Origin of the sequence: Cupriavidus sp. BIC8F (assembly GCF_032465815.1) — a bacterium.
GTDB lineage: Bacteria > Pseudomonadota > Gammaproteobacteria > Burkholderiales > Burkholderiaceae > Cupriavidus > Cupriavidus necator.
This window is the reverse complement of the sequence record NZ_CP136095.1, coordinates 1,260,921-1,282,870: the sequence shown is the minus strand read 5'-3', so window position 1 is coordinate 1,282,870 and position 21,950 is coordinate 1,260,921. Positions and strand designations below refer to the sequence as shown.

20 protein-coding genes are annotated in these 21,950 nt (G+C 65.5%); 9 read left to right on the top strand and 11 right to left on the bottom strand.

Annotated features, from left to right (window positions below):
- The first annotated feature begins 175 nt into the window (after positions 1 to 175).
- From RS901_RS26070 to RS901_RS26060, 3 genes are all read left to right on the top strand, one after another.
- Complete coding sequence (locus tag RS901_RS26070) at positions 176 to 928, top strand: TerC family protein (protein WP_316157026.1); 753 nt, start codon at positions 176 to 178, stop codon at positions 926 to 928.
- Between the two features lie 133 nt (positions 929 to 1,061).
- Complete coding sequence (locus tag RS901_RS26065) at positions 1,062 to 2,675, top strand: glucan biosynthesis protein D (protein ID WP_316157025.1); 1,614 nt, start codon at positions 1,062 to 1,064, stop codon at positions 2,673 to 2,675.
- A 120-nt stretch (positions 2,676 to 2,795) separates the two neighbouring features.
- Positions 2,796 to 3,488 (top strand): GntR family transcriptional regulator, encoded by a 693-nt coding sequence (locus RS901_RS26060; protein ID WP_013953340.1) that lies wholly within the window; start codon positions 2,796 to 2,798, stop codon positions 3,486 to 3,488.
- A 24-nt stretch (positions 3,489 to 3,512) separates the two neighbouring features.
- On the opposite strand, the gene RS901_RS26055 is transcribed toward RS901_RS26060, so the two are convergent.
- The 4 genes from RS901_RS26055 to RS901_RS26040 form a co-directional block, all read right to left on the bottom strand.
- Positions 3,513 to 4,388 carry an EamA family transporter gene (locus RS901_RS26055; protein WP_035818981.1) on the bottom strand — a complete coding sequence of 292 codons (876 nt, stop codon included), beginning with the start codon at positions 4,386 to 4,388 and terminating at the stop codon, positions 3,513 to 3,515.
- A gap of 216 nt (positions 4,389 to 4,604) precedes the next feature.
- On the bottom strand, positions 4,605 to 4,790 hold the full coding sequence (locus RS901_RS26050) for a hypothetical protein (protein WP_114132611.1): 186 nt from the start codon (positions 4,788 to 4,790) through the stop codon (positions 4,605 to 4,607).
- Between the two features lie 439 nt (positions 4,791 to 5,229).
- Complete coding sequence (locus RS901_RS26045) at positions 5,230 to 6,405, bottom strand: M20 aminoacylase family protein (RefSeq protein ID WP_316157023.1); 1,176 nt, start codon at positions 6,403 to 6,405, stop codon at positions 5,230 to 5,232.
- A 7-nt stretch (positions 6,406 to 6,412) separates the two neighbouring features.
- On the bottom strand, positions 6,413 to 7,411 hold the full coding sequence (locus tag RS901_RS26040) for a tripartite tricarboxylate transporter substrate binding protein (RefSeq protein ID WP_316157022.1): 999 nt from the start codon (positions 7,409 to 7,411) through the stop codon (positions 6,413 to 6,415).
- 114 nt (positions 7,412 to 7,525) lie between these two features.
- Between RS901_RS26040 and RS901_RS26035 the strand changes: the two genes are divergently transcribed.
- The gene (locus RS901_RS26035) at positions 7,526 to 8,437 is read left to right on the top strand and encodes a LysR family transcriptional regulator (protein WP_316157021.1); all 912 of its coding nucleotides are present in this window, start codon (positions 7,526 to 7,528) and stop codon (positions 8,435 to 8,437) included.
- Positions 8,438 to 8,609: 172 nt separating this feature from the next.
- Entirely contained in the window at positions 8,610 to 9,413 is an 804-nt protein-coding gene (locus tag RS901_RS26030; protein ID WP_316157020.1) for a BPL-N domain-containing protein, read from the top strand.
- Positions 9,414 to 9,452: 39 nt separating this feature from the next.
- Here RS901_RS26030 and RS901_RS26025 read toward each other — a convergent pair whose 3' ends face one another.
- The 4 genes from RS901_RS26025 to RS901_RS26010 form a co-directional block, all read right to left on the bottom strand.
- Positions 9,453 to 11,183 (bottom strand): acetyl/propionyl/methylcrotonyl-CoA carboxylase subunit alpha, encoded by a 1,731-nt coding sequence (locus tag RS901_RS26025; protein ID WP_316157019.1) that lies wholly within the window; start codon positions 11,181 to 11,183, stop codon positions 9,453 to 9,455.
- Between the two features lie 27 nt (positions 11,184 to 11,210).
- Positions 11,211 to 12,854, bottom strand: a complete 1,644-nt coding sequence (pxpB, locus tag RS901_RS26020) for a 5-oxoprolinase subunit PxpB (protein ID WP_316157018.1) — start codon at positions 12,852 to 12,854, stop codon at positions 11,211 to 11,213.
- A 27-nt stretch (positions 12,855 to 12,881) separates the two neighbouring features.
- Complete coding sequence (locus RS901_RS26015; RefSeq protein WP_316157017.1) at positions 12,882 to 13,694, bottom strand: putative hydro-lyase; 813 nt, start codon at positions 13,692 to 13,694, stop codon at positions 12,882 to 12,884.
- 124 nt (positions 13,695 to 13,818) lie between these two features.
- Positions 13,819 to 15,072: an MFS transporter gene (locus tag RS901_RS26010; protein WP_316157016.1), complete on the bottom strand. Its 1,254-nt coding sequence runs from the start codon at positions 15,070 to 15,072 to the stop codon at positions 13,819 to 13,821.
- A gap of 332 nt (positions 15,073 to 15,404) precedes the next feature.
- On the opposite strand from RS901_RS26010, the gene RS901_RS26005 reads away from it, so the two are divergent.
- Positions 15,405 to 16,073: a GntR family transcriptional regulator gene (locus tag RS901_RS26005; protein ID WP_041228672.1), complete on the top strand. Its 669-nt coding sequence runs from the start codon at positions 15,405 to 15,407 to the stop codon at positions 16,071 to 16,073.
- A gap of 80 nt (positions 16,074 to 16,153) precedes the next feature.
- Here the strand turns inward: RS901_RS26005 and RS901_RS26000 are convergent, their stop codons facing one another.
- Positions 16,154 to 16,810 (bottom strand): hypothetical protein, encoded by a 657-nt coding sequence (locus tag RS901_RS26000; RefSeq protein WP_316157015.1) that lies wholly within the window; start codon positions 16,808 to 16,810, stop codon positions 16,154 to 16,156.
- Positions 16,811 to 17,347: 537 nt separating this feature from the next.
- Here RS901_RS26000 and RS901_RS25995 point away from each other — a divergent pair.
- Together RS901_RS25995 and RS901_RS25990 are read left to right on the top strand one after the other, a co-directional pair.
- Positions 17,348 to 18,472 (top strand): nitronate monooxygenase, encoded by a 1,125-nt coding sequence (locus RS901_RS25995; protein WP_316157294.1) that lies wholly within the window; start codon positions 17,348 to 17,350, stop codon positions 18,470 to 18,472.
- A gap of 85 nt (positions 18,473 to 18,557) precedes the next feature.
- Entirely contained in the window at positions 18,558 to 19,154 is a 597-nt protein-coding gene (locus tag RS901_RS25990; RefSeq protein WP_316157014.1) for a DJ-1/PfpI family protein, read from the top strand.
- Between the two features lie 34 nt (positions 19,155 to 19,188).
- On the opposite strand, the gene RS901_RS25985 is transcribed toward RS901_RS25990, so the two are convergent.
- Positions 19,189 to 19,833 (bottom strand): response regulator transcription factor, encoded by a 645-nt coding sequence (locus tag RS901_RS25985; RefSeq protein WP_316157293.1) that lies wholly within the window; start codon positions 19,831 to 19,833, stop codon positions 19,189 to 19,191.
- A gap of 43 nt (positions 19,834 to 19,876) precedes the next feature.
- A complete protein-coding gene (locus tag RS901_RS25980) occupies positions 19,877 to 20,815 on the bottom strand; it encodes a S1C family serine protease (protein WP_316157013.1) in 939 nt (312 codons plus the stop codon).
- 497 nt (positions 20,816 to 21,312) lie between these two features.
- Here RS901_RS25980 and RS901_RS25975 point away from each other — a divergent pair, with 497 nt between their 5' ends.
- A complete protein-coding gene (locus RS901_RS25975) occupies positions 21,313 to 21,945 on the top strand; it encodes a malonic semialdehyde reductase (protein ID WP_316157012.1) in 633 nt (210 codons plus the stop codon).
- Positions 21,946 to 21,950: the final 5 nt, after the last annotated feature.

The following is a 21,950-nucleotide window of genomic DNA, read 5'->3' as shown; positions in this document are numbered from 1 at the left end:
CTTTGATATATCACATACTATATTCCATAGAGACGCATGGCAACCGCGTCAAGCAACCTTTATCTTTCCGGATCACACTGCGCGGGCAAGCGGCGCTGCGCTAACATGACGCCTGCATGTGCCCCGTGCGGACCGCCGTCCGGCGCCAACCTGCAACCTGACACCCGGAGCCCTCATGGAAGCGTCGTTGGCATTGCTGCAGGATCCCGCCGCGTGGGCGGCACTGGCCACCCTGGTGGCCATGGAAATCGTGCTGGGGATCGACAACCTGATCTTCATCTCGATCCTGACCAACAAGCTGCCCGAAGCCATGCGCGAGAAGGCGCGCAAGATCGGCATCAGCCTGGCGCTGGTGATGCGCCTGGGCCTGCTGGCCACCATCGCCTTCATCGTCAAGCTCACCGAGCCGGTCTTCACCATCCTGGGCCAGGGGTTGTCGTGGCGCGACATCATCCTGATTGCGGGCGGCGCCTTCCTGGTCTGGAAGGCCACGCGCGAAATCCACCACCATGTCTCGGCGGACGAGGAAGGCGAGGAAGGCGGCACGGCCAAGGCGGTGCAGAGCTTTGCCTCGGCCATCGGTCAGATCCTGGTGCTGGACCTGGTGTTCTCGATCGACAGCATCATTACCGCGGTCGGCATGACCGAGCATGTGCAGATCATGTTCGTGGCGGTGATCGCCGCGGTGATGGCGATGCTGTTCGCGGCCACGCCGCTGGCCAACTTCATCAACCGCAACCCGACCATCGTGATGCTGGCGCTGGCCTTCCTGATGATGATCGGCATGACACTGGTCGCGGAGGGCCTCGGCACCCATGTGCCCAAGGGCTATATCTATACGGCGATGGCGTTCTCGGCCGCGGTCGAGGGGCTGAACATGCTGGCACGCCAACGGCGCCAGCGGCGCCGGGCCAGCGGGCAGGCCTGATGTGCGGCGGCGGCCGCTTGCAGCCAGGCTGCGGGCGGCCGCCTGTAACAGAGGGTGTCCGAACTTTTCGCGGATGACAGCGTCTCTTACAGTTCTGCACAACCCCCGGACAATAAAAGGACGCTCTCGCCACATGATGAACCGCCGAACCCTGCTGGTCTCCGCCACTGCCTCCGCCGCGCTCGCCGCACTGGGCATTACCCCATCGGTGCTGGCAGCCAGCCGGATCAAGCTCGGCGACGCCCAGCCGTTCGGTTTCGACGCCCTGATCGAACGCGCCCGCGCGCTGGCCGGCAAGCCCTACGCGCCGCCCCCGTCGCCGCCCGCGGACGTGCTGTCCCGCATCGACTACGACGCCCACGGCAAGATCCGCTTCCGCACCGACGACGCGCTCTTTGCCAATGGCCCCGGGCAGTTCCCGGTTACCTTCTTCCACCTCGGCACGTACTTCCGCACGCCGGTGCGCATGCACGTGATCGAGCGCGCCAAGGGCGGCCCCGCCAAGGCCCGCGAGATCGTCTACGACGACGCCTACTTCGACATGCCGGCCGACAGCCCCGCGCACAAGCTGCCGCCGGGCAGCGGCTTTGCCGGCTTCCGCTTCCAGGAAAGCCGCTTCGGCGACCAGAAGACGCGCGACTGGCGCAAGAACGACTGGGTTGCCTTCCTCGGCGCGTCGTATTTCCGCGCCATCGGCGACCTGTACCAGTACGGGCTGTCCGCGCGCGGCGTTGCCATCGACGTGGCCGAAGCCGGCAAGTCCGAGGAATTCCCGGCCTTCACCCATTTCTGGTTCGAGACACCCGAGGGCAACGGCGACACCGTCACGGTCTATGCCCTGCTGGATGGCCCCAGCATCGCCGGCGCCTACCGCTTCGTCATGCAGCGTGGCAAGGCCGTGATCATGGATGTGGAATGCGCGCTGTTCCTGCGCAAGGATGTGGGCCGGCTGGGGCTGGCGCCGCTGACCTCGATGTTCTGGTTCTCTGAAGGCATCAAGGGCACCGCCGTCGACTGGCGCCCGGAGGTGCACGATTCCGACGGCCTGGCGCTGTGGAACGGCGCCGGCGAACATATCTGGCGCCCGCTGAACAACCCGCCGCAGACCATGGCCTCGGCGTTTTCCGACGATAACCCGAAGGGCTTCGGGCTGCTGCAGCGCGACCGCCTGTTCGACCACTACCAGGACGGCGTCAACTATGAGCGCCGCCCGAGCCTGTGGGTCGAGCCGCGCGACGGCTGGGGCGCCGGTTCGGTGCAGCTGGTTGAGCTGCGCACCGATGACGAGATCCACGACAACATCGTCGCCATGTGGGTGCCCAAGGCCCCGGCCAAGGCCGGCAGCACCTACCGCCTGCGCTACCGGCTGCACTGGCAGGCCGACGAGCCCTATCCCTCGCCGCTGGCGCGCTGCGTGGCCACGCGCCTGGGCAATGGCGGCCAGCCGGGTCAGCCGCGGCCCAAGGGCGTGCGCAAGTTCATGGTCGAGTTCAAGGGCGCGCCGCTGGAAAAACTGCCCTTCGGCGTCAAACCCGAGGCCGTGCTGACCGCCTCGCGCGGCACCTTCTCCTATGTCTTCACCGAGGCCGTGCCCAACGGCGTGCCGGGCCACTGGCGCGCCCAGTTCGACCTGACCGCCGACGGCAACCAGCCGGTCGATATCCGCCTGTTCCTGAGGATGAACGGCAAGCCGCTGTCCGAGACCTGGCTCTATCAATACCACCCATTCCAGTCGCCGGCGGGCTGAAGCGCCCGGCACGGCCGCGCGCCGGCCGCTTTACCCCATATTGCGTCGCCGTGATGTCAGCCGCGCACGAGCGGGTATGATGGCTGGCTACGACAGTCCAACTGCATCAGCCAGCCTCACATGATTTCTCAAGAGTTCGCCGGCGCCGCCGAGAGTGGCCAGGCCGCATCGCTCCCGCGCTCAGAGCGCGCCTACCAGCAACTGCGCGCCGCCATCCAGGCCGGCCAGCTGTCCCCCGGCACGCGGCTGCGCGAGGTGGAACTGGCCGAATCCCTGGGCCTGTCGCGCACGCCGGTGCGTGAAGCGCTGTCGCGGCTGGAATCCGAAGGGCTGGTCGTCAACGAGCCCAACCGCGGCATGATGGTCACCCAGCTCGACGCCAGCATGGTCAGCGAGCTGTACGTCATGCGCGAAGTGCTGGAAGGCACCGCCGCCGCGCTGGCCGCGCGCCACGCCACCGACGTGGAGATCTCGCTGCTGCGCGATATCGTCGAGCGTGACCTGGCCATCGCCGACGATCCCGACCGGCTCGCGCTGAACAACCGGCTCTTCCACGAAACCCTGCACCGCTGCGCCCACAACCGCTACCTGCTGAAGACGCTGCGCTCGCTGCATGAGTCGATGGCACTGCTGGGACGCACCACGCTGGCGGTGCCGGGGCGCGCGCGCAGCTCCTACGAAGAACACATCTCGCTGGTCGAGGCGCTGGAAAAGCGCGACCCGGCACTGGCCGAGCAGATCGCGCGCCGGCATATCCAGCAGGCCTACAAGGTGCGGCTGTCGCTCTGGATCCAGGAACAGTCGGGCAGCTGAGCTGCCGGGCGGCAGTCGGCAGTATCAGGCCGCCTGGGCCCGCGCCGTGCGCAGCGTGCCCAGGCTAAGCACGGCCAGCGCCACCAGGATCAGCATCACCGCACCCAGCGTCTGCGGGGCGATCTGCTCGCCGCCCAGCCATGCGCCCATCGCCAGCGCCACCGGCGGGTTCACATAGACATAGCTGGCCGACAACGTCTGGCTGACCGTGGACACCAGGTACATATAGGCAGAGAACGCCACCAGCGACCCCGCCACCACCAGGTAGACCCAGGCCCAGCCGGCCTGCGCGCTGACCGATGCCGGCCACGGCTCCTGCCGCAGCGCCGACAGCACCATCAGCACCGCGCCGCCGATCAGCATCTCCGCGGCAAATGCCGCTGCGCCCTGGGGCAGCTCCAGCCGGCGCGCCAGCTGCGAGCCGAACGACCAGCTCGCCACTGCCAGCATCAGCGCCACCACGCCCCCGGTACTGACGCGGAATTCCGCCCCCGCGGTCAGCACCAGGATGCCCAGGCTGCCGATCGCGATCGCCACGTATTCATACCATTTCGGCCGGTTGCCGAAGCAGGCACTCCAGATCAGCGCGAAGATCGGCATCGATCCGATCATCACCGTGGTGGCACCGGAAGAAATCGTCTGCTCGGCAATCGCGGTCAAGCCCATGCCGCCCACCAGCAGGAACAGCGCCGGCACCGCGCAGTTGCGCAACAGCCGCCACGACGGCATCGGCGTGCCCCGCCATGCCAGCCACGCGGCCAGCAGCAGGCCCGCGCACAGGAAGCGCGTGCCCATCATGAACAGCGGCGGAAAGCTCTCCAGCGTAAAGCGGATCGCCAGGTAGGTTGTGCCCCAGACCACATAGGTGATCAGCAGGCACAGCAGGACAAGCGGGGGCATGGTCGGGAAGGCGTATTGCGAAGGCATCCACGATAGCCCCCTGCCAGGTCCCGGCCAAACGAAAAGGTCTGGCAAGCCTTGCGAAAGTTATTCACAAAGCACGCAAAAACCGCGGGCAAAACAAAACCGGCCGCGTCTGCCCGGGCGGGCGCACGTATGGCCGGTTCTACAACGCAGCCCGCAACAGGCCGCAACTACTATGCTGCAAACAACACTTTAGCCGTTGGCGTAGACCACCTTGGCCTTGCGGGCCTGGGTCTGCAGGCGCTCGATCGCGCTCTGGACGAAGGCAATGGCGCGCTTCACGTCGTGGGCGAAGCCCAGGCTTTGCGTACCGAGTTCACGGTCGATCAGTTCGCGTTCGAGTTGGTCAGTCAGCTTGATATCGGATTGGGTGTTCATGGCGTCCTTCCTTTAGGGATTACCCTTATGGGGTTTTCCCTGATTGTAGCAAAGGAATTGTCGCAATGCAGCATTAGGTGAAAGTACGTATGTGGGAAAGCAACGATTTGTGAGGAGCGAAACCATGAACTGTCGCAAACGGCGCACTACGCCTTGTCCAAAAACGAAACGCCATGCCTTGTATGCGCTCGCATAGCGTCATCCAAGGCACTTTCTGATCATTTCATCGACTTTCCGAAATCGAGCAGCATTTCGACGGTCGCCAGACAGTTCCAGGCGGATCGGTGGCGAAGTGGAAGCGAACGAGCGTCGCGCGATTGACCAGCCAGGATTTATTAGTCCGGTCCTTGCCGTGGAGTGGCTTGCAAGCGGCTGAGTGTGCGTGGCTACACCACCAGCCTGGAACGAAGGGGCATCTTTGCACCAGGGTCGGCAGCGTTTAGTCCACGAGGAAACGTTCGCACAGCAGGGCCCAATACGCCGCACCGACAGCAATGTTCCCATCATTGAAGTCGTAGCCGGGATTGTGGACCGAGCAGCCTCCGGCCTTTCCGCCTTCGCCGTTTCCAATCCACAGGTAGCAGCCAGGTACGGCATCCAGCATGAAGGCAAAGTCCTCACTGGCGGCAATGGGCGACGCCTGGCAGTTGACGTGGCTCGGGCCCAGCAACTCCAGGGCAACCTGGCTCGCGAACGCCGTTTCAGCCGGCGTATTCACCAGGACTGGATACCCGCGCTGATAATCGACCTGCGCCGTGACGCCATAACTCTGCGCCTGCGCGGATACCAGGTCCCTGACACGCTGTTCGATCCGCTCTCGCACATCGCGGTCCAGTGCGCGGACACTCAGCCTGAGCACGGCATGCGATGGAATGATATTGGAGACGGTACCGGCCTGGAACGCGCCCACGGTAATGACCGCCGCTTGCAGCGGATCGACATTGCGCGCCACGATAGTCTGCAAGGCCATCACGATGGAAGCGCCGGCCACGACAGGGTCGGCCGCGTGGTGCGGGATCGCCGCATGGCCGCCGACGCCTTCCAGCGTGATAGTGACGTTGTCGGCCGAAGCCTGCGCCGCGCCCTCACGCAACAGCAGACGGCCCGATGCGGTGCCCGGTACGTTGTGCATGGCGAAGACGGCATCGCAAGGGTACTTCCTGAACAGTCCGTCCTCCATCATCTTCTTTGCACCGCCCAACCCCTCCTCTGCGGGCTGGAAGATAAGGTTCAGGGTTCCACTGAAGTCGCCGCGCCGGGCGAGATACCTTGCTGCGCAAAGCAGCATGGTGGTATGCCCGTCATGCCCACAGGCGTGCATCACGCCGGAATGGCAGCTGGCATAGGGCAGCCCTGTGGACTCCTCCATCGGCAAGGCATCCATGTCGGCGCGGATGCCAAGGCTGCGGTGGCCCGTACCGCGTCGCAGCCGGCCGACGACCCCCGTTGTCCCCAGCCCGCGCTCGACCTCATAGCCCCATTCGGCGAGCAGGCTGGCCACGATGTCGCTGGTGCGATGTTCCTCGAAGCCGAGTTCCGGATGCCGGTGCAGGTCACGGCGAACTGCTACGAACTCTTCGGCGCTGTCCCGCAGCGCGGCCAAGATGGGATGCATGGCGTCCTTATTGCGGCTGCAAGCCGATGGCACGGGCAATGCCGCGGTATTGTTCAATGCTCTGCTGATAGGCCTTCTGGCTTTCCGCCAGCGACACCGGCCTGGAAGCAGGCAGGTTCGCGGCATCCAGGCTGGCGCGCACGGAGGGGTCGGCCAGCGCATGCACAATCGCGTTGTGCACCGCCTGCACGACAGGCTCGGCAGTGTCCTTCTTCACGAAGATGCCAGCCCAGGTTGAATAGTTGAAGCCCCGCAGCGCCTTGCTCTCATTGACGCTGGGCACCGACTTCACTGCATCCACGCGCGTGGGCGACAGTACGGCCAGCATCCGGACCTGGCCGGTGCGCATGCGTTCGATATCAGGCTTGCCAAACGGCGAGATGAAGATATCGACGATTCCACCAACGAGGTCCTGGATCACGGGCGCGCCGCCCTTGTACGGCACATGCGTCATCGGCGCTCCGATGGTCTGGGACATGTGCGCGCCGAGGAGGTGATAGAGCGAGCCGATGCCGACGCTGGCATACGTCAGTGGTTTGCCGGCCTTGGCTGCCTGCGCGGCATAGGCGGCAAGTTCGTCGACATCCTTTACCGGCAGATCCCTGCGCACCAGGATGGCAAGGTCGACAGTGCCGACCATATGCACCAGCCTGAAATCTTCGCTCCTGAATTTGATTGCGGCATTGGCCAGCGGGGTAGTAATGAGTTCGCCGGGCCCTGCCTGCAATAGCAGGTGGCCATCGGCCGGTGCATGAAGGACCTTCTGCGCGGCAATCGCTCCACCAGCCCCCCCGAGGTTCTCGACGATGACCGGCTGCCCGAATTGCCGGGCGAGGGACCCGTTCAGGTTCCGGGCAACAACGTCGGAGAGACCGCCCGCCGGGAACGGCACCATCAGCGTTACCGGCCGGTCAGGAAAGCCGTGTGCCGGCGCCAGCCCGGCAAAAAGCAGTGCTGCAACCATGCCGCCGAGCCAACCGCGGCCAACGCTCTTGAATCGGGTCATGCCTGTCTCCTGAATCCGTGTTTTTGTGGAATCGGATCGTAAAGGGCGATCGACCATGTGTCCAATGCATAATCAGTCTAAAATTTATTCGAAAATCTCATCTTAAAGTGCGCAATGCATCTCAAACATCTCAAGCATCTGCTGATGGTGGCGGATATGGCGTCCTTCAGCCAGGCGGCACAACGCCTGCACCTGACCCAGTCCGCGCTGAGCCGGAGCATCCAGACGCTGGAGGACGAACTGGGAGGCCGCCTGATCGACCGGCACGGCAAGCGCAATGTGCTGACCCCATTGGGGGAGCTGATTGCCAACCGGGCCCGGCGCATCATGTTCGAGGAAGCGGAACTGCACCGCAGCGTCGAACTCTTCCACCACCACCACCTGGGTGCTATCCGCGTCGGGCTGGGCGCGGGGCCGGGCGCAGTGCTGGCGACGCCGTTTCTCCGATACATGGCCAGGCACCATCCCGGCATACAGGTCAGCGTGTCGCTTGGTACTTCCGATGCGTTGATGATCCAGCTGCGTCAGCGATCGCTTGATGCAGTCATCGTGGAGGTGAGCAGCGTGGCGCCAGCAACGGACCTCCGCCACGAACTGCTGAACGCGTTGCAGGGCCGCTTTATCTGCCGCACAGGACATCCGCTTGTGCAACAGGCTGCCGGCGGAGACGCCGTATCATTTGACGATGTCATGCGTTATCCGCTGGCTTCCGCCCCGCTCAGCACGGAAGTCGCGCGCAACCTGGTGAAGCGCTTCGGACCACGCGCGGATCCGGAGCATTGCCTTAGCCTCAGGTGCGAGAATGTCCGGAGCCTGGTCGAAGCTGTGCTGGATTCCGACGCGATACTGTTCAGCATCGTCGCCGCGGTGCGTGCGGAGATTGCCGAAGGGAAGCTATGCGAACTGGTCACGACCCCAGCGGTCGATGATGGCCCCCGCTATGCCTTTTTCACCCTGGCGGGGCGAACCGAGGCACCCAGCATGGAAATATTCCGGAAATTCATGGACGAGCATTTGCGCGACTAGCCGCCAGGCGAGCTGTTCCCGATCGGCAGCGTTATGCTTGAATCCATTCAGGGCAACGATGTGCCTTGTCGATGCACAATAGGAGTTCCTTGGATCACCCCACCTCCTCTCCGAGACCGGTACCGGAGCCGTCCCGTGAGTTCCCGTTCGCTATTCAAAAACGGATGCCGGTATGCCGAGGCCCCAGATCCTGACCTATGTAGACGCCGGCGCTTCCGACTGGACCGCATGCTTGATGCGGACCATCGGGCACCAACTCCATGCCAGCACCTACGAGATCCGTGCGGTGATGGCAGACGACATCCGGCACGACGCCACGCTGTTCGATGGGGCGGTGCTGTTTGTCATGCCGGGGGGCGCCGACCTTCCCTACTGTGCAATGCTGAACGGTGCCCCGAACGCGCGCATCCGGCATTTCGTCGAACAGGGTGGCGCCTACCTCGGGATTTGCGCGGGCGCTTACTACGCATGTCGGGAACTGGCGTTTCACGCCGGCACCAGGGGCGCAATCTGCGGCCCGCGCGAACTGTGCTTTGTCGACGCGGTGGCAGTGGGCTCGCTGCCGGAACTTACCGACGGCATGCTGTATGACGGCACGCCGCGTACCACGGCCGCGGTGAAACTGCGCACCACGGACAGCCTGACCGATGTCCCGATGTCGCTATACACCCACTACCATGGCGGCTGCCGCTTTGACTTCGGCGACGCTCCCGGCCCCGACACGCAGGTCCTGGCCGTCTATGCGGATATCGATGGCACGCCGCCCGCCATCGTCAGTTCACGGGTTGGCAAGGGCCGCGCGGTGCTCGCCGGTGTCCACCTGGAGATCTCCGAGCGGGAGTGCAAGGATGCGCTGCGCGGACACAGCGATATGCCTGAACACCTCCATGTCTGCGACCGGCTGGCGGAGACCGGCGATACACGCCTGGCGGTGTTTCGCCGCTTGCTGGCGCACGCGGGGCTTGCGCTGAGCTGAGCGGCATGCCCTACCCTTTGGCCGGCATTCTTAGTGAATTCACACAATGTTGGCCAGTCGCGTCCCCGCCGTCAGGAAAGTGCCTGCGGCCGCCTGCCACGTTACGCGGCCGCCGCGATGAGCATGGACTTGCATCTCCATCTTCATTGCTTCCATCACGGCGATCAGATCGCCTTCCTTGACCTCGTCGCCAACTGCCACCTTCCAGGTCTGCACGGTGCCGGCGATCGGGGACGGCAGGTCGGCCGGGTCGGTAGCGGCGGCCTGGCCCGGCGCCGCGGCGCTGCCTTGCCCGGGCGCGTCGGCGAGGCCGCGCAGCAACTGCGCCGGCAAGCCCAGCACCATGCGGCGGCCGTCGATCTCGATGGCGGTGCGCAGCAGGCTGGCATCGTGCTGGGGCTCGGCACGGGTGGCCGCCGCCAGCGGTTCGGCGAAGTCGGACTCGATCCAGCGCGTGTGGACCCTGAAGCCATCCGCGCCGAGGAAATCTGCGTGGTCGATCACCGCACGGTGGAACGGCAGCACCGACGCCACACCCTCGATGCGGAACTCGCGCAGCGCGCGGCGTGCGCGCGCCAGCGCCTGTTCACGCGTGGCACCGGTCACGATGAGCTTGGCCATCAGCGAGTCGAATGTGCCGGGGACCACCGAGCCCGACTGCACACCCGAATCCACGCGCACCCCGGGGCCCGACGGAGCATCGAAGCGCAGCACCGGCCCGGGCGTGGGCAGGAAGCCGCGGCCCACGTCCTCGGCGTTGATACGGAACTCGATCGAATGGCCCAGCGGCGCCGGGGTTTCGGTAATGGAGAGCGGCAAGCCATCCGCCACGCGCAATTGCTCGACCACCAGGTCCACGCCGGTGGTCTGCTCGGTCACGGGGTGCTCCACCTGAAGGCGGGTGTTGACCTCCAGGAAGGAGATCGCGCCGCTGGCGCTGAGCAGGAATTCCACGGTGCCGGCACTGGTGTAGTTGGCCGCCGCGCAGATGTCGCGGGCGGCGGCGTGGATACGCGCGCGCTGCGCGTCGGTCAGGAACGGCGCGGGGGCTTCTTCGACCAGCTTCTGGTTGCGGCGCTGCAGCGAGCAGTCGCGCGTGCCCAGCACCACGACATTGCCATGCTGGTCGGCCAGTACCTGCGCTTCGATATGGCGAGGCTTGTCGAGGAACTGCTCAACGAAGCATTCGCCGCGGCCAAAGGCAGTGACAGCCTCGCGCACGGCGGAGGCGTACAGCTCTTCAACCTCATCCATGCGCCATGCGATCTTCATGCCGCGGCCGCCGCCGCCGAAGGCGGCCTTGATGATGATCGGCAGGCCGTTCTGCTCGGCAAAGTCCAGTACCTCGCTGGCGTCCGCGACCGGGTCGGGCGTGCCGGCGACCAGCGGGGCACCAACCTGCAAGGCGATCTTGCGCGCTTCCACCTTGTCGCCCAGCCGGGCAATCGTGGCGGGAGACGGGCCAATCCAGACCAGGCCGGCATCGATCACTGCCTTGGCAAAGGCTTCACTTTCCGACAGGAAGCCATAGCCTGGATGCACGGCATCTGCCCCGCTGCGTCGGGCGATTTCGAGCAGCTTGGGAATGTTCAGGTAGGTGTCGGCCGGACGGTCGCCGTCCAGGCCGTAGGCCTCGTCGGCCAGCCGCGCGTGCAGCGCGTCGATATCAGCATTGGCATACACGGCCACCGACCCGACTCCGTAGTCGGCGCAGGCGCGGATGATGCGGACGGCAATCTCGCCACGGTTGGCAATCAGGACTTTCTTCATGGCAAATCTCGGTTGGGGCTTGTGCGCTCAGGCGGCAGGCGGTCGCTGCGCCGACGGTTGCAGTTCTGACGGTTGAAGTTCTTCGAAGGCGCCGACCGGGTTGAAACGCAGCCAGGCGCCAACCGGAATCTGTCCGGCGCGGTCCAGGTGATAAGGCGCCACGGCCCCGATCACGGGGTAGCCGCCGGTCAGCGGGTGGTCGGCCAGGAACAGCACGGGTTGGCCGCTTGGGGGCACCTGCAACGCACCCAGGGCGGTGCCCTCGCTGGGCAGCTCGCCGGTGATGGCGCGCTCCAGCGGCACCTCGCCGGCCAGGCGCAGGCCCACGCGGTTGGACTGTGGGGTGACTTGCCAGCGTTGCGCGGCAAGGCGCGCCACGGACTCGGCATTAAACCAGTCGGTGCGGGGACCGAGCACCACGTCCAGCACGACGTCCTGCTCCGCCGTGGGCAGGTCGGCGGCAGGCAACCCGGGGGTGCCCACCACGGCGCCGGCCGGTGCGGGCAGCAGGTCCAGCACATCGCCCACGGCCAGCGGCGCGGGGCCGACCTTGGCCAGGGTGTCAGTCGCACAACTGCCCAGGACCGGCGCGACGGCAAACCCGCCGCGTGCAGCCACATAGCTGCGGGCGCCGGCAAGAGGCTGACCGATGCTTAGCGTGTCGCCATCGGCCAGCGCCACGGCCTGGTGGTTCGGGACGTTCCATTGGCGGCCATCGGCAGTGCGCACCGTCAGCGCCGCATCGGCGCCGGTGACAGCCAGCACGGTCTCGCCCATGCTCTGCAGTTGCAGGCCGCCGCCCACGGTCTCGAGCGCCGCGCCGTCGCTGCGGTTGCCGACCAGGCGATTGGCCATCTTGAGGGCGGCCTGGTCCATCGCACCCGAGGCCGAGACGCCCTGCCCAGCCTGGCCGTGCCGGCCCAGGTCCTGGAACACGGTCTGCAGCCCGGTGGCCTTCACCTTCAGCGCCGCGGCAGCAGGCGCCTTGTCCGTCGGCAACGGCTGGCGCGCCGGAGCGCCGGCGGCGATGGCGCTGCCCGTATCGAGCACGCCATCGAGCGTGGCGATGTCGATGAACCGCACGCGATAGCCGGGCTGCAGCAGCGCGGGCTGTTCGCGATTCAGGTCCCACATGGCCACGGGGGTGACGCCGATGATCTGCCAGCCGCCCGGGCTGGCCTGCGGGTACACGCCGCTGAAGGTGCCCGCCAGGCCCACGGCGCCGGCGGGAATGCGCGTGCGCGGCGTACTGCGGCGCGGCACGTCGAAGCTGGGATGGCCGCCGCTGAGATAGGCAAAGCCTGGCGCAAAGCCGGTAAAGGCAACGGTGTATTCGCTGCCGGTGTGGCGGCGCACCACTTCCGCGGGCGTGATCCCAAGCAGTTGGGCCACCTCGGCCAGGTCCTCGCCGTCATAGCGCACCGGAATCTCGACCAGGATATTGCTGCGCTCGACGCGCTGCGACAGGTCGCGCGCGGCAATGGCCCGTACCAGCGCGGCGGCGCTGGTGGCCAATGGGCGGAAGTGAACGAGGATGGTGCGCGCGGCGGGCACCAGCTCCGCCACGCCGTGCAGGGGATCGCGCTGCAGCGAGGCAAGCAAGGCCAGGGTCTGGTCCAGGTCGGCCAGTTCCACCAGCAGTGCATTCGAAGTGACGGGCAGAAAACGCAAAACGAGCTCCGCAATGACCCGGAGGTCCTAAACGTGATACGTGCTGTCTGGCACGTCGGTAATGAACATGTGGCCCGGCGCATGCGTCACGGCGAACGGCACGCCTGACGCCATCACGGCCGCCTGGGGCGTGACGCCGCAAGCCCAGAACACCGGGATCTCGCCTGGCTCGATACGCACGGCGTCACCAAAGTCAGGCCTGGCGAGGTCGGCAATGCCCAGCGCGGCCGGATCACCGACATGGACGGGCGAGCCGTGCACCGACGGGAAGCGTCCGCTGATGGAAACCGCATCGGCAACCCGATGCGCAGGGATGGGCCGCATGGACACGACCATCTCGCCATGCAGGCGGCCAGCCGGGCGACACTGGCGGTTGGTGCGGTACATCGGCACGTTGGAACCGTCGGCAATATGCCGCACCTCGATGCCTGCCTCTTGCAGCGGCGTCTCGAAGGTGAAGCTGCAGCCGATCAGGAAGGTGACCAGATCCGGGTGCTCAGTCCACAGGGGCGTGGCATCCGCCACCTCCTCCGCCAGCTTGCCGTCGCGCCACACGCGATACAGCGGGATGTCGGTGCGGATATCCGCCCCTTGCGCCAGCACGGTCTGCTGTGCACCCGCTTCGATCACGTCGAGCACGGGACAGGCCTTGGGGTTGCGTTGCGCGTACAGCAGGAAGTCCCAGGCCCAGTCGCGCGGCAACGCGATCATGTTGGCTTGGGTCATCCCCGGTGCAATGCCGGCGGTAGGCTGTACGGTGCCGGCACGGTAGCTTGCGCGCGCTTCGCGCGCGGCGTTCACGGCGGCGATGCGGGCGCGTTCCAGTGCGGAATCTTGCATGAGTGTTGCTCCAGTGTCTTGGATCAGGCGAACGCGCGAATCTTTACGCCGTCGAGCTCCAGGAGGTGGATTTGCATAGTGTCAGGTCTGCAGTGCTCGGAGGTCTGGCCGTGTTGGCGGGTGATCAATGCGCAGCCTCGGCTTCGCCTTCGGCGAGCAGTTCGCGCCCTTGCGTTTCCGGCAACAGCAGGCAGGCGATGACGACCAGCCCATAGGCGCCGGCGGCGAGATAGCCGATGGCAACACCCAGCGACATCGATGCGCTCATATGCCCGATCATGGCCGGGAATACGGAACCGACCGCACGGCCAAAGTTGTAGCAGAAGCCCTGGCCGGAGCCGCGGATATGGCTCGGATACAGCTCCGTCAGGTACGCTCCCATCCCCGAGAAGATGCCGGACAGGAAGAATCCCAGCGGGAAACCCAGCACCAGCATGGCAGCGTCGGTGATCGGCAACTGCGTATAGCAGATCACGAGGAAGGCCGCGCTCACCGCAAACAGCATGAAGCAACGCCGGCGCCCCAGGCGGTCGGATAGCCAGGCGCTGGTCAGGTAGCCGGCGAAGGACCCGGCGATCAGCACCATCAGGTAGCCGCTGGTGTTGAGCACGGAGAGATTGCGCTCCATCTTGAGGTAGGTGGGCAACCAGGTCGTCACCGAGTAGTAGGCACCTTGCATGCCGGTCGCCAGCAGGCTTGCCAGCACCGTCACGCGCAGCACGCCGGGCTTGAAGATCAGCATGAAGTTATTGCTTTGCCCGGTGCGGGCCAGCTTGGCCCTGGTTTCCTGGTACACCTCGGGCTCGGAGATATTGCGGCGGATATACAGGATAAAGATCGCCGGCAGCACGCCGGCCCAGAACAGCACGCGCCATGCGTATTGCTGCTCGAACATGGCATAGACCGCCCAGAATGCAATCGCCGACAGGCCCCAGCCGATGGCCCAGCTGCTTTGCACCAGTCCGACCGCCTTGCCGCGGTGGCGGGCCCGGATCATCTCGGCGATCAGCAAGGAACCGACCGACCATTCACCGCCAAAGCCCAGGCCTTGCAGCATGCGGGTCAGGAACAGTTGCTCGGGGGACTGGGTGAAGCCGCTCAGGAACGTAAAGAAACTAAACCAGAGCACGGTCAGCTGCAGGATCCGCACGCGACCATATTTGTCGGCCAGGATGCCGGCCAGCCAGCCGCCGATGGCCGAGCTGATGAGCGCGCCCGTCGCGATGTAGCCCGCCTCGGCCTTGGTCATGCCCCACACCAGGATGAAGGTGGGGATCATGAAGGTGTAGATCATGTAGTCGAAGGCATCGACCCCATAGCCGACGAAGGCGGCAAAGAGCGTCTTGCGCTCCGCCTGGTTTGTTTCTTTAAGCCACATGGTTGCGCTCACTATGGATAAGGACAAAGCGTGGACAAGGCTCGTCGCGCTGTCTTCACGACGAAGTTCCGGTAGCGAGCAAGACCGCTATTCAGCGGCCCTGCACCCCGACCGCTGTTTAGCAAAACACATGCCATGTTCATTTATATGCACGTATGACTCAACCACCATGACTTATTGTTGAACAATATGGCTTGCTGTTCGATCGTGGTATACACCTAAGTCACGTTTGCAGGGCATCCTTCGCACCAATCTTGTGCCTATTGTTCAACAAAGTGAGATAACATCCCGCACGGGGCATGCCGGAACCTGTCGCCCCGACGCAAGCCAACATGACATCCAGTACTGACGTAAGAAATCTGGCCGAGCGGGTCACGGAGCAGATTCGCCAGCGCATCGTGCATGGCGAATTCGCGCCCGGGCAGCGCTTGTCGGAAGCCGCGCTTAGCGAGAGCCTGCAGATCTCGCGCAATACCTTGCGCGAGACCTTTCGCGTGCTGACCAAGGAAGGGCTGCTCAAGCACGAACCCAACCGCGGGGTATCCGTGGCGATTCCCAGCATCGCGGCCATCATCGACATCTACCGCGTGCGCCGCATGATCGAGTGCCAGGCCATCGCCCAGGCCTACCCCAGCCATCCGGCCAGGAAGCACCTGCGCGAAGCGGTGGAAACGGGACTGCGCTGCCGCGACCGCGGCGACTGGCAAGGCGCGGGCACCGCCAATATGGAGTTCCATATGGCCATCGTGGAACTGGCCGACAGCGAGCGGCTGAACGTGATGTTCTCCCACCTGCTCGCCGAGCTGCGCCTGGCTTTCGGCATGCTGCAGGACCCGGAATTCCTGCATGGACCATATGTCGAGATGAACCAGCACATCCTGCAGTTGTTCGAATCGGGCAAGCTCGCAGAGTGTGCCGCAGCCCTTAACGATTACCTGGCGCAGTCTGAGCGCATCGTGCTGTCGGTTTGCGCCCGGCACCCGATTTTCAAAGGGCGTTGAACGCCGGCGCAGGGCGTATCCATGCGTAGCTGCTGCGCGCCGGGCCCCGATGGCCACTGCCTGCTCAAGATGCGGTGTCCTCACTTCACGGCAAGCGTAAACGGCAGCAGCAGCGCATTCACAAGCAGCAAGCCATAGACCACCACCACCGCCGCCGGGATGGCGAAACGCGTCCGCTCCTGGGCGCGCGCGGCACGGCGCGTCCACAGGAAACCCGCGCCCATCACGGCAAGTCCGGAAAGCAGGCTCTCCACGGCAAGGGCTGCCGGATAGGGCTTGGCTGGGCTGCTGTTCTTGTTCTCGGCAACGGGAGGCGCTGGGGTGCCTTGCCAGACAGGCAGCGCTTCGACAGCGGGAGCCGTCGGCCGTGTTGGTTCGACGGGTTCCGGTCCGGCCGACATGGCAAGCGGCACTGCCGGCGGCGGCGCTTCTTGCATGCGCTGCGGCGGCGCAGGGATCTGCGTAGAGGTCTGTGGGGCCTGTGGGGCCTGTGGGGCCTGTGAGGCCTGTGCGGAAGCCGCCGCAGGCGGCGGCGCCGCCTCCTGGCTGGCCGGGATCGACCTGGGCGTTGCAGCCTGATTCGCGGAGTCGGAACGGCCCGGTGCGACTCGCATCGAATCCCGCTCCCGCCAGAATTTGGCAAACATGCTTTCCAGGCAGCGTACCGAGTCGCAGGCATCGCGCCGGCTGCGCCACGCCGCGATGTCCGAGTCCAGGATCCTGCCCTTGCGCAGCATCCTCTGCTGCTCGGCGTAGATGCGCTCGTAGCGCTCTGACAGCCTGGACGAATCGCAGATCAGATGCCGCGGGCGCGCCCGCGGACCGGCCTCGTCCGTCGCAAGATTGCATCTCACCCCGGAGCCATCCGGGTTGTTGCAGCGCACGGGGGATTCGCGCGCAGTTGGCTTGCAGACGATGTCAGAGGCCCACGCGCCGCTTGCGGCGAAAAGGCCCGCTGCTACACCCACGGAGACAATCGTGGCCAGGCGCCCTGTGATCCTCTTCATCATGATGCCCCATCGAAGCGGCCCAAGGCTTTCAAGCTAGTCGATAGTTGCCGGGTATTCCAGGCACCCAATGCGGGGCGCGCGCGGTAGGCCACCTTGCTCCCCACCGACAGGTCCGGATGCGTCGCGCGATGAACAATGCCTTGCGAAGCCGCAGCAACATCTCACGCCGCCAGATTTCATGGCATGCTCGATACCCTCCGATACAGCGTCGCCTTCGATCATTTCCCGAGCGGAATCCCGCACTTCAAAGAGAAAGAGACTCTCATGGACACTTCCAGGCCCTCCAGCCACCGCCGCAACCTTCTTTCGATCCTGGGCATTTCCACGCCCATCATCCAGGCACCCATGGCCGGTGTCAGCACAGCGGCCATGGCTGCCGCCGTGTCAGAGGCCGGCGGGCTGGGCTCGCTTGGCGTCGGGGCAATGGACGCGCAAGCCGCGCGCAAGGCAATCCACGAGACAAGAGCGCTGACCGGCAAGCCATTCAACGTCAACCTGTTCTGCCACGCCCCGGCCAAAGCCGATGCGGCGCGCGACCAGGCCTGGCTCAGCTACCTCGCCGCGCAATTTGCCGAGCACGGCGGGACAGCACCCGCCAGCTTGCGCGAAATCTACAAGAGTTTCGTGGCCGACGACGCCATGTTCCAGATGCTGCTGGAAGAAAAGCCAGCGGTTGTGAGCTTCCATTTTGGCCTTCCGTCCCAGCAGAAAATTGACGCGCTGCGCGCGGCCGGCATTGTGCTGCTGGCCAGTGCGACGTCCCTGCAGGAGGCCCGCCAGATAGAGGCCGCCGGCGTGGACGCCATCGTCGCGCAAGGCATCGAAGCTGGCGGACACCGCGGCACCTTCGACACCGATGACTACGACGAAGGCCTCGGCACGCTGGCTCTGGTGCGTCTTCTGGTCCAGGGCACGAAACTTCCGGTGATTGCCTCGGGCGGCATCATGGACGGGGCAGGCATTGCCGCGGTGCTGGCTCTCGGGGCGGAAGCCGCCCAGCTTGGCACGGCATTCGTCGCCTGCCCGGAGTCATCTGCCGATGCCGCCTATCGCGCGGCGCTGACTGCACCCCAACCGCGCGCGACTACACTCACCCGCGCCATATCGGGCCGCGCTGCCAGGGGCTTCACCAACCGGCTCACGGCACTCGGCATCGCCGCCGACGCACCTCCGGTGCCGGACTACCCGATCGCCTATGACGCGGGAAAGGCGCTCCACGCCGCAGCCAAGGCCGCGGGGAGCGCTGAGTACGCAGCGCAGTGGGCCGGGCAGGCAGCGCCGTTGGCCAGGTCCCTGCCGGCCGCGGAGCTGGTTGCGCAACTCAGGTCGGAGCTCAGGGAAGCGGTCCTGCGAATGGCTACGTTTGCGGACCCGCAGGACACAGCCTGAGCGTATCTATAACAATTATTTGAATGTACTGACTGTCGGCTCTACGATGGCGCAATCCAACGTCTCCACTCCCACGAGGCCCCCCATGCACATCGCCATCCTGACCTTCGAAGGTTTCAACGAACTCGACTCGCTGATCGCGCTCGCCATCCTCAACCGGGTCAGACGGCCCGGCTGGCGGGTTTCGATCGCCAGTCCGGCGGCCAAGGTGCGTTCGCTGAATGGTGTGGTGATGGAGGCGCAAGCATCGCTGGAGGACGCATGCAACGCGGACGCTGTGCTGGTGGGTAGTGGGATACGAACCCGGGACGTCGTCGCCGATGCCGCGCTGATGTCGCAACTCCGCCTCGACCCGAAGCGCCAGTTGCTGGGCGCGCAATGCTCGGGCACGCTCATACTCGCCAAACTGGGCTTGGTGAACGACGTTCCGGCCTGTACGGACCTGAACACCAAGCCATGGGTAGTGGAGGCCGGCGTGGCCGTGCTCGATCAGCCGTTTGTCGCCAAGGGAAACGTTGCAACCGCCGGCGGGTGCCTGGCGTCGCAGTACCTGGCCGCCTGGTTCATCGCCCGTCTGGAAGGCGTCGAGGCGGCACGCAGCGCGATTGACTATGTGGCGCCAGTGGGCGAGAAGGAGGCCTACGTGACGCGCGCGATGGCGAACATTTCGCCGTTCCTCTGATGCGCGCTGGTGATGTGACTCCGGGCTGAGGCTCCTACACCATGATGAGGCCGTGCCGCATGCCCTGCAATACAGCCTCGGTGCGGCTGCTTGCGCCGAGCTTGCCGAAAATGGCGGAGAGGTGGAACTTCACCGTGTTGTCCGATATGTCGAGTTGGCGCGCGATTTCCTTGTTGCCAAGCCCTTCGGCGACCATGGCCAGCACTTCAAGCTCGCGTGGGGTGAGCGTTTCGGTCAGAGCCGCGGATGCCGTCTGGCGAGGTGCCCTGCGCTGCGCCAGCAGCCTGGCGAGGATCTCTGGGGACAGCACGCAAAGTCCCGCGACCACAGCTTCGATCGCGGCGATGATTTCGCCGGGCGTCGCGTCGCGCGGCAGCAGTGCCGTGGCGCTGGCTCCCAGCGCCTCATGGACCCAGTCGCTGTCCGTCTCGTCGGTGAGCAGGACCAGCGCCGGCGCTGCGGGATCGCGGCCCGCCTCCGGCGCTGGCAGGTCACCGGCCTGCGGCTCAAGTTCGACCACGACCACATCCGGCACGTCCCCGGCAAAGCGGTCGGCGATCCCTGCGGCGTCGGCAGCGCTGCCTGCGAAATCCAGCGCCGGCGCCGCCTCGACAAGCGCCTGCAGGCTTGCGCGCGCCTGCGGCGAGGCGGCGACCACGGCGACCCTGATCGGGCTCATCGGTGTCATCCTGGCATCCGGCATGGGACGGCTTGCATGAATCTCAGCCGCACGACTTCCGTTGCTGGCGTTCGCCCACCATGACCGAGCACTCCTTGCGCTCGCCACCCCGGATCAGCCCGATCTTCAGCAACTGCCCGATGCGGTCGCCGCCTAGCGCGGCATGGACGTCGTCCATGTCTTGGCATGGCTTGCCATCCAGTTCGACCAGCACATCCCCGATCAGCACCCCGGCTTGCTCCGCGGGCCCGTCCGCCGCAAGCGATACCACCAGCAGCCCGCGCCCGGACGCCAGATTCAGCTTCGTCATCCATGTCTCCGACAGGTTCACCGGCTGCGTGCCCACGCCAAGGTAGCCGTGCGAGACACGCCCTTTGCTTACCAGTTCGCCGCTCACACGCGCCACTGTCGCTGCCGGTATCAGGATGCCAGCGCCAGGCGCGAGCGCCGATGTGCACAGGCCCATGACCCGCCCCTGCATATCCGCCAGGGCCGCTCCGGAGAAACCGGGGCGCAGGCCGCCGTCAAGCCGCACGAAGGCGTCGAACTGCCCGCCTCGCCAGGTACGCCATGGACCGCCGGCAGTGCCGACAACGCCGAAATCCGCGCTGGTGCCGAGCCGGTCCACTCGCGCCACCGCGAGCACCAGATGGCCCGCTTTGAGGGCACGCGCATCACCGGTCTCGACCGGGTTCAACTCCACGCCATCGAGCCTCAGTACGGCCAGGTCGGTGCCAGGGTCCCGTCCCGCCAGGACGGCCGCCACGGTACGGCCATCGGCCAGGGTGACGTCAATGCCGTCTTCCTGCCTGAGCGTATGCGCGGCCGTGACCACCACGCCGGGTTGCCAGATGACTCCAGTGGAGGGAAAGCGATGCCGCCCGTGCACCGCGACGACACTCTGGCCGACGCGCTCGGCAATGGCTGCCAGGTTGGCGGAAAGATCCTGCAAGGGATTTCCGCTGGGGGTTGAGGTTTCCATGGTGATGACTCCTGCCATTTGCTACGTGAACCGATGCGTCGCGCGCCCGGCCAGCTTGAGGAAGCCAGGCAGGCAAGCGCAGACGAGTGGTTTCACAATGACAGGCGCGCGACGGCCGCGCACCACCCTGATGGGTAGCTGGTGCAGGGGGACTCGCGCGCGGCGCATGTGTTTGTACGAGCTTTTGTCTTCTCGCCCATTGCTCCCCCATTTTTCGTGGCACAGGTGCGCCAAGTGTTCGCCAGTATCGCCCCGAGCACCAGGGCCGGCAATCGTCACTTCGATCGGATCACTGCGCGTTTCGCCCGGCGTGCCAAAGCGGCTTTTCGGATACCTGAGCCCCTGCCCGCGCTGGCACATGCCGATGGCGCGGACAAGCCCTGCGGATCCGTGCGAAAGCCGGCGGCGCATCGGCGAGCGGCGCTGCCTATGCTAGACAGAAGCGGCGCCCCCGGCCGGGCAGCCGCGTGGTCCCATTTCGTTTTCAGGAGATAACCATGAACAAGCGCTTGAGTGAAGAAGGCATGGATCTGCTCTTTCGCGAGGCTCGCACGCACAGCGCATGGCTGAACCAGCCCGTGAGCGACGAAACCCTGCGGCAGCTCTATGACTTGATGAAATGGGCGCCGACCAGCGCCAACTGCTCTCCCGCGCGCATTCTGTTCCTGCGTACCCCAGAGGCCAAGCAGCGCCTGTTGCCCGCGCTGGCGCCGGGCAATGTGGAAAAGACCATGGCCGCACCGGTCACCGCCATCATCGCTTATGACGTCAAGTTCTACGAACTTCTGCCCAAGCTGTTTCCGCACGCGGACGCACGCTCGTGGTTCTCCGATACCCCGGAGCTCGCCCTAACTACCGCGAGGCGAAACAGTTCCCTGCAGGGCGCGTACTTCATCATCGCCGCCCGCTCGCTGGGGCTCGACTGCGGGCCGATGTCCGGCTTCGACAATGCCAAGGTCGATCACGAATTCTTTCCCGCGGACCCAAAGGACAATGCCTTCCAGCTCGAATATTTCGCGGACAGTCACGTGAAATCGAACTTCCTGTGCAACCTGGGCTATGGCGACCCTGCCAAGCTGTTTCCGCGCAGCCCCCGCCTGGAATTCGACGAGGCGTGCAAACTGCTCTGAAGGAG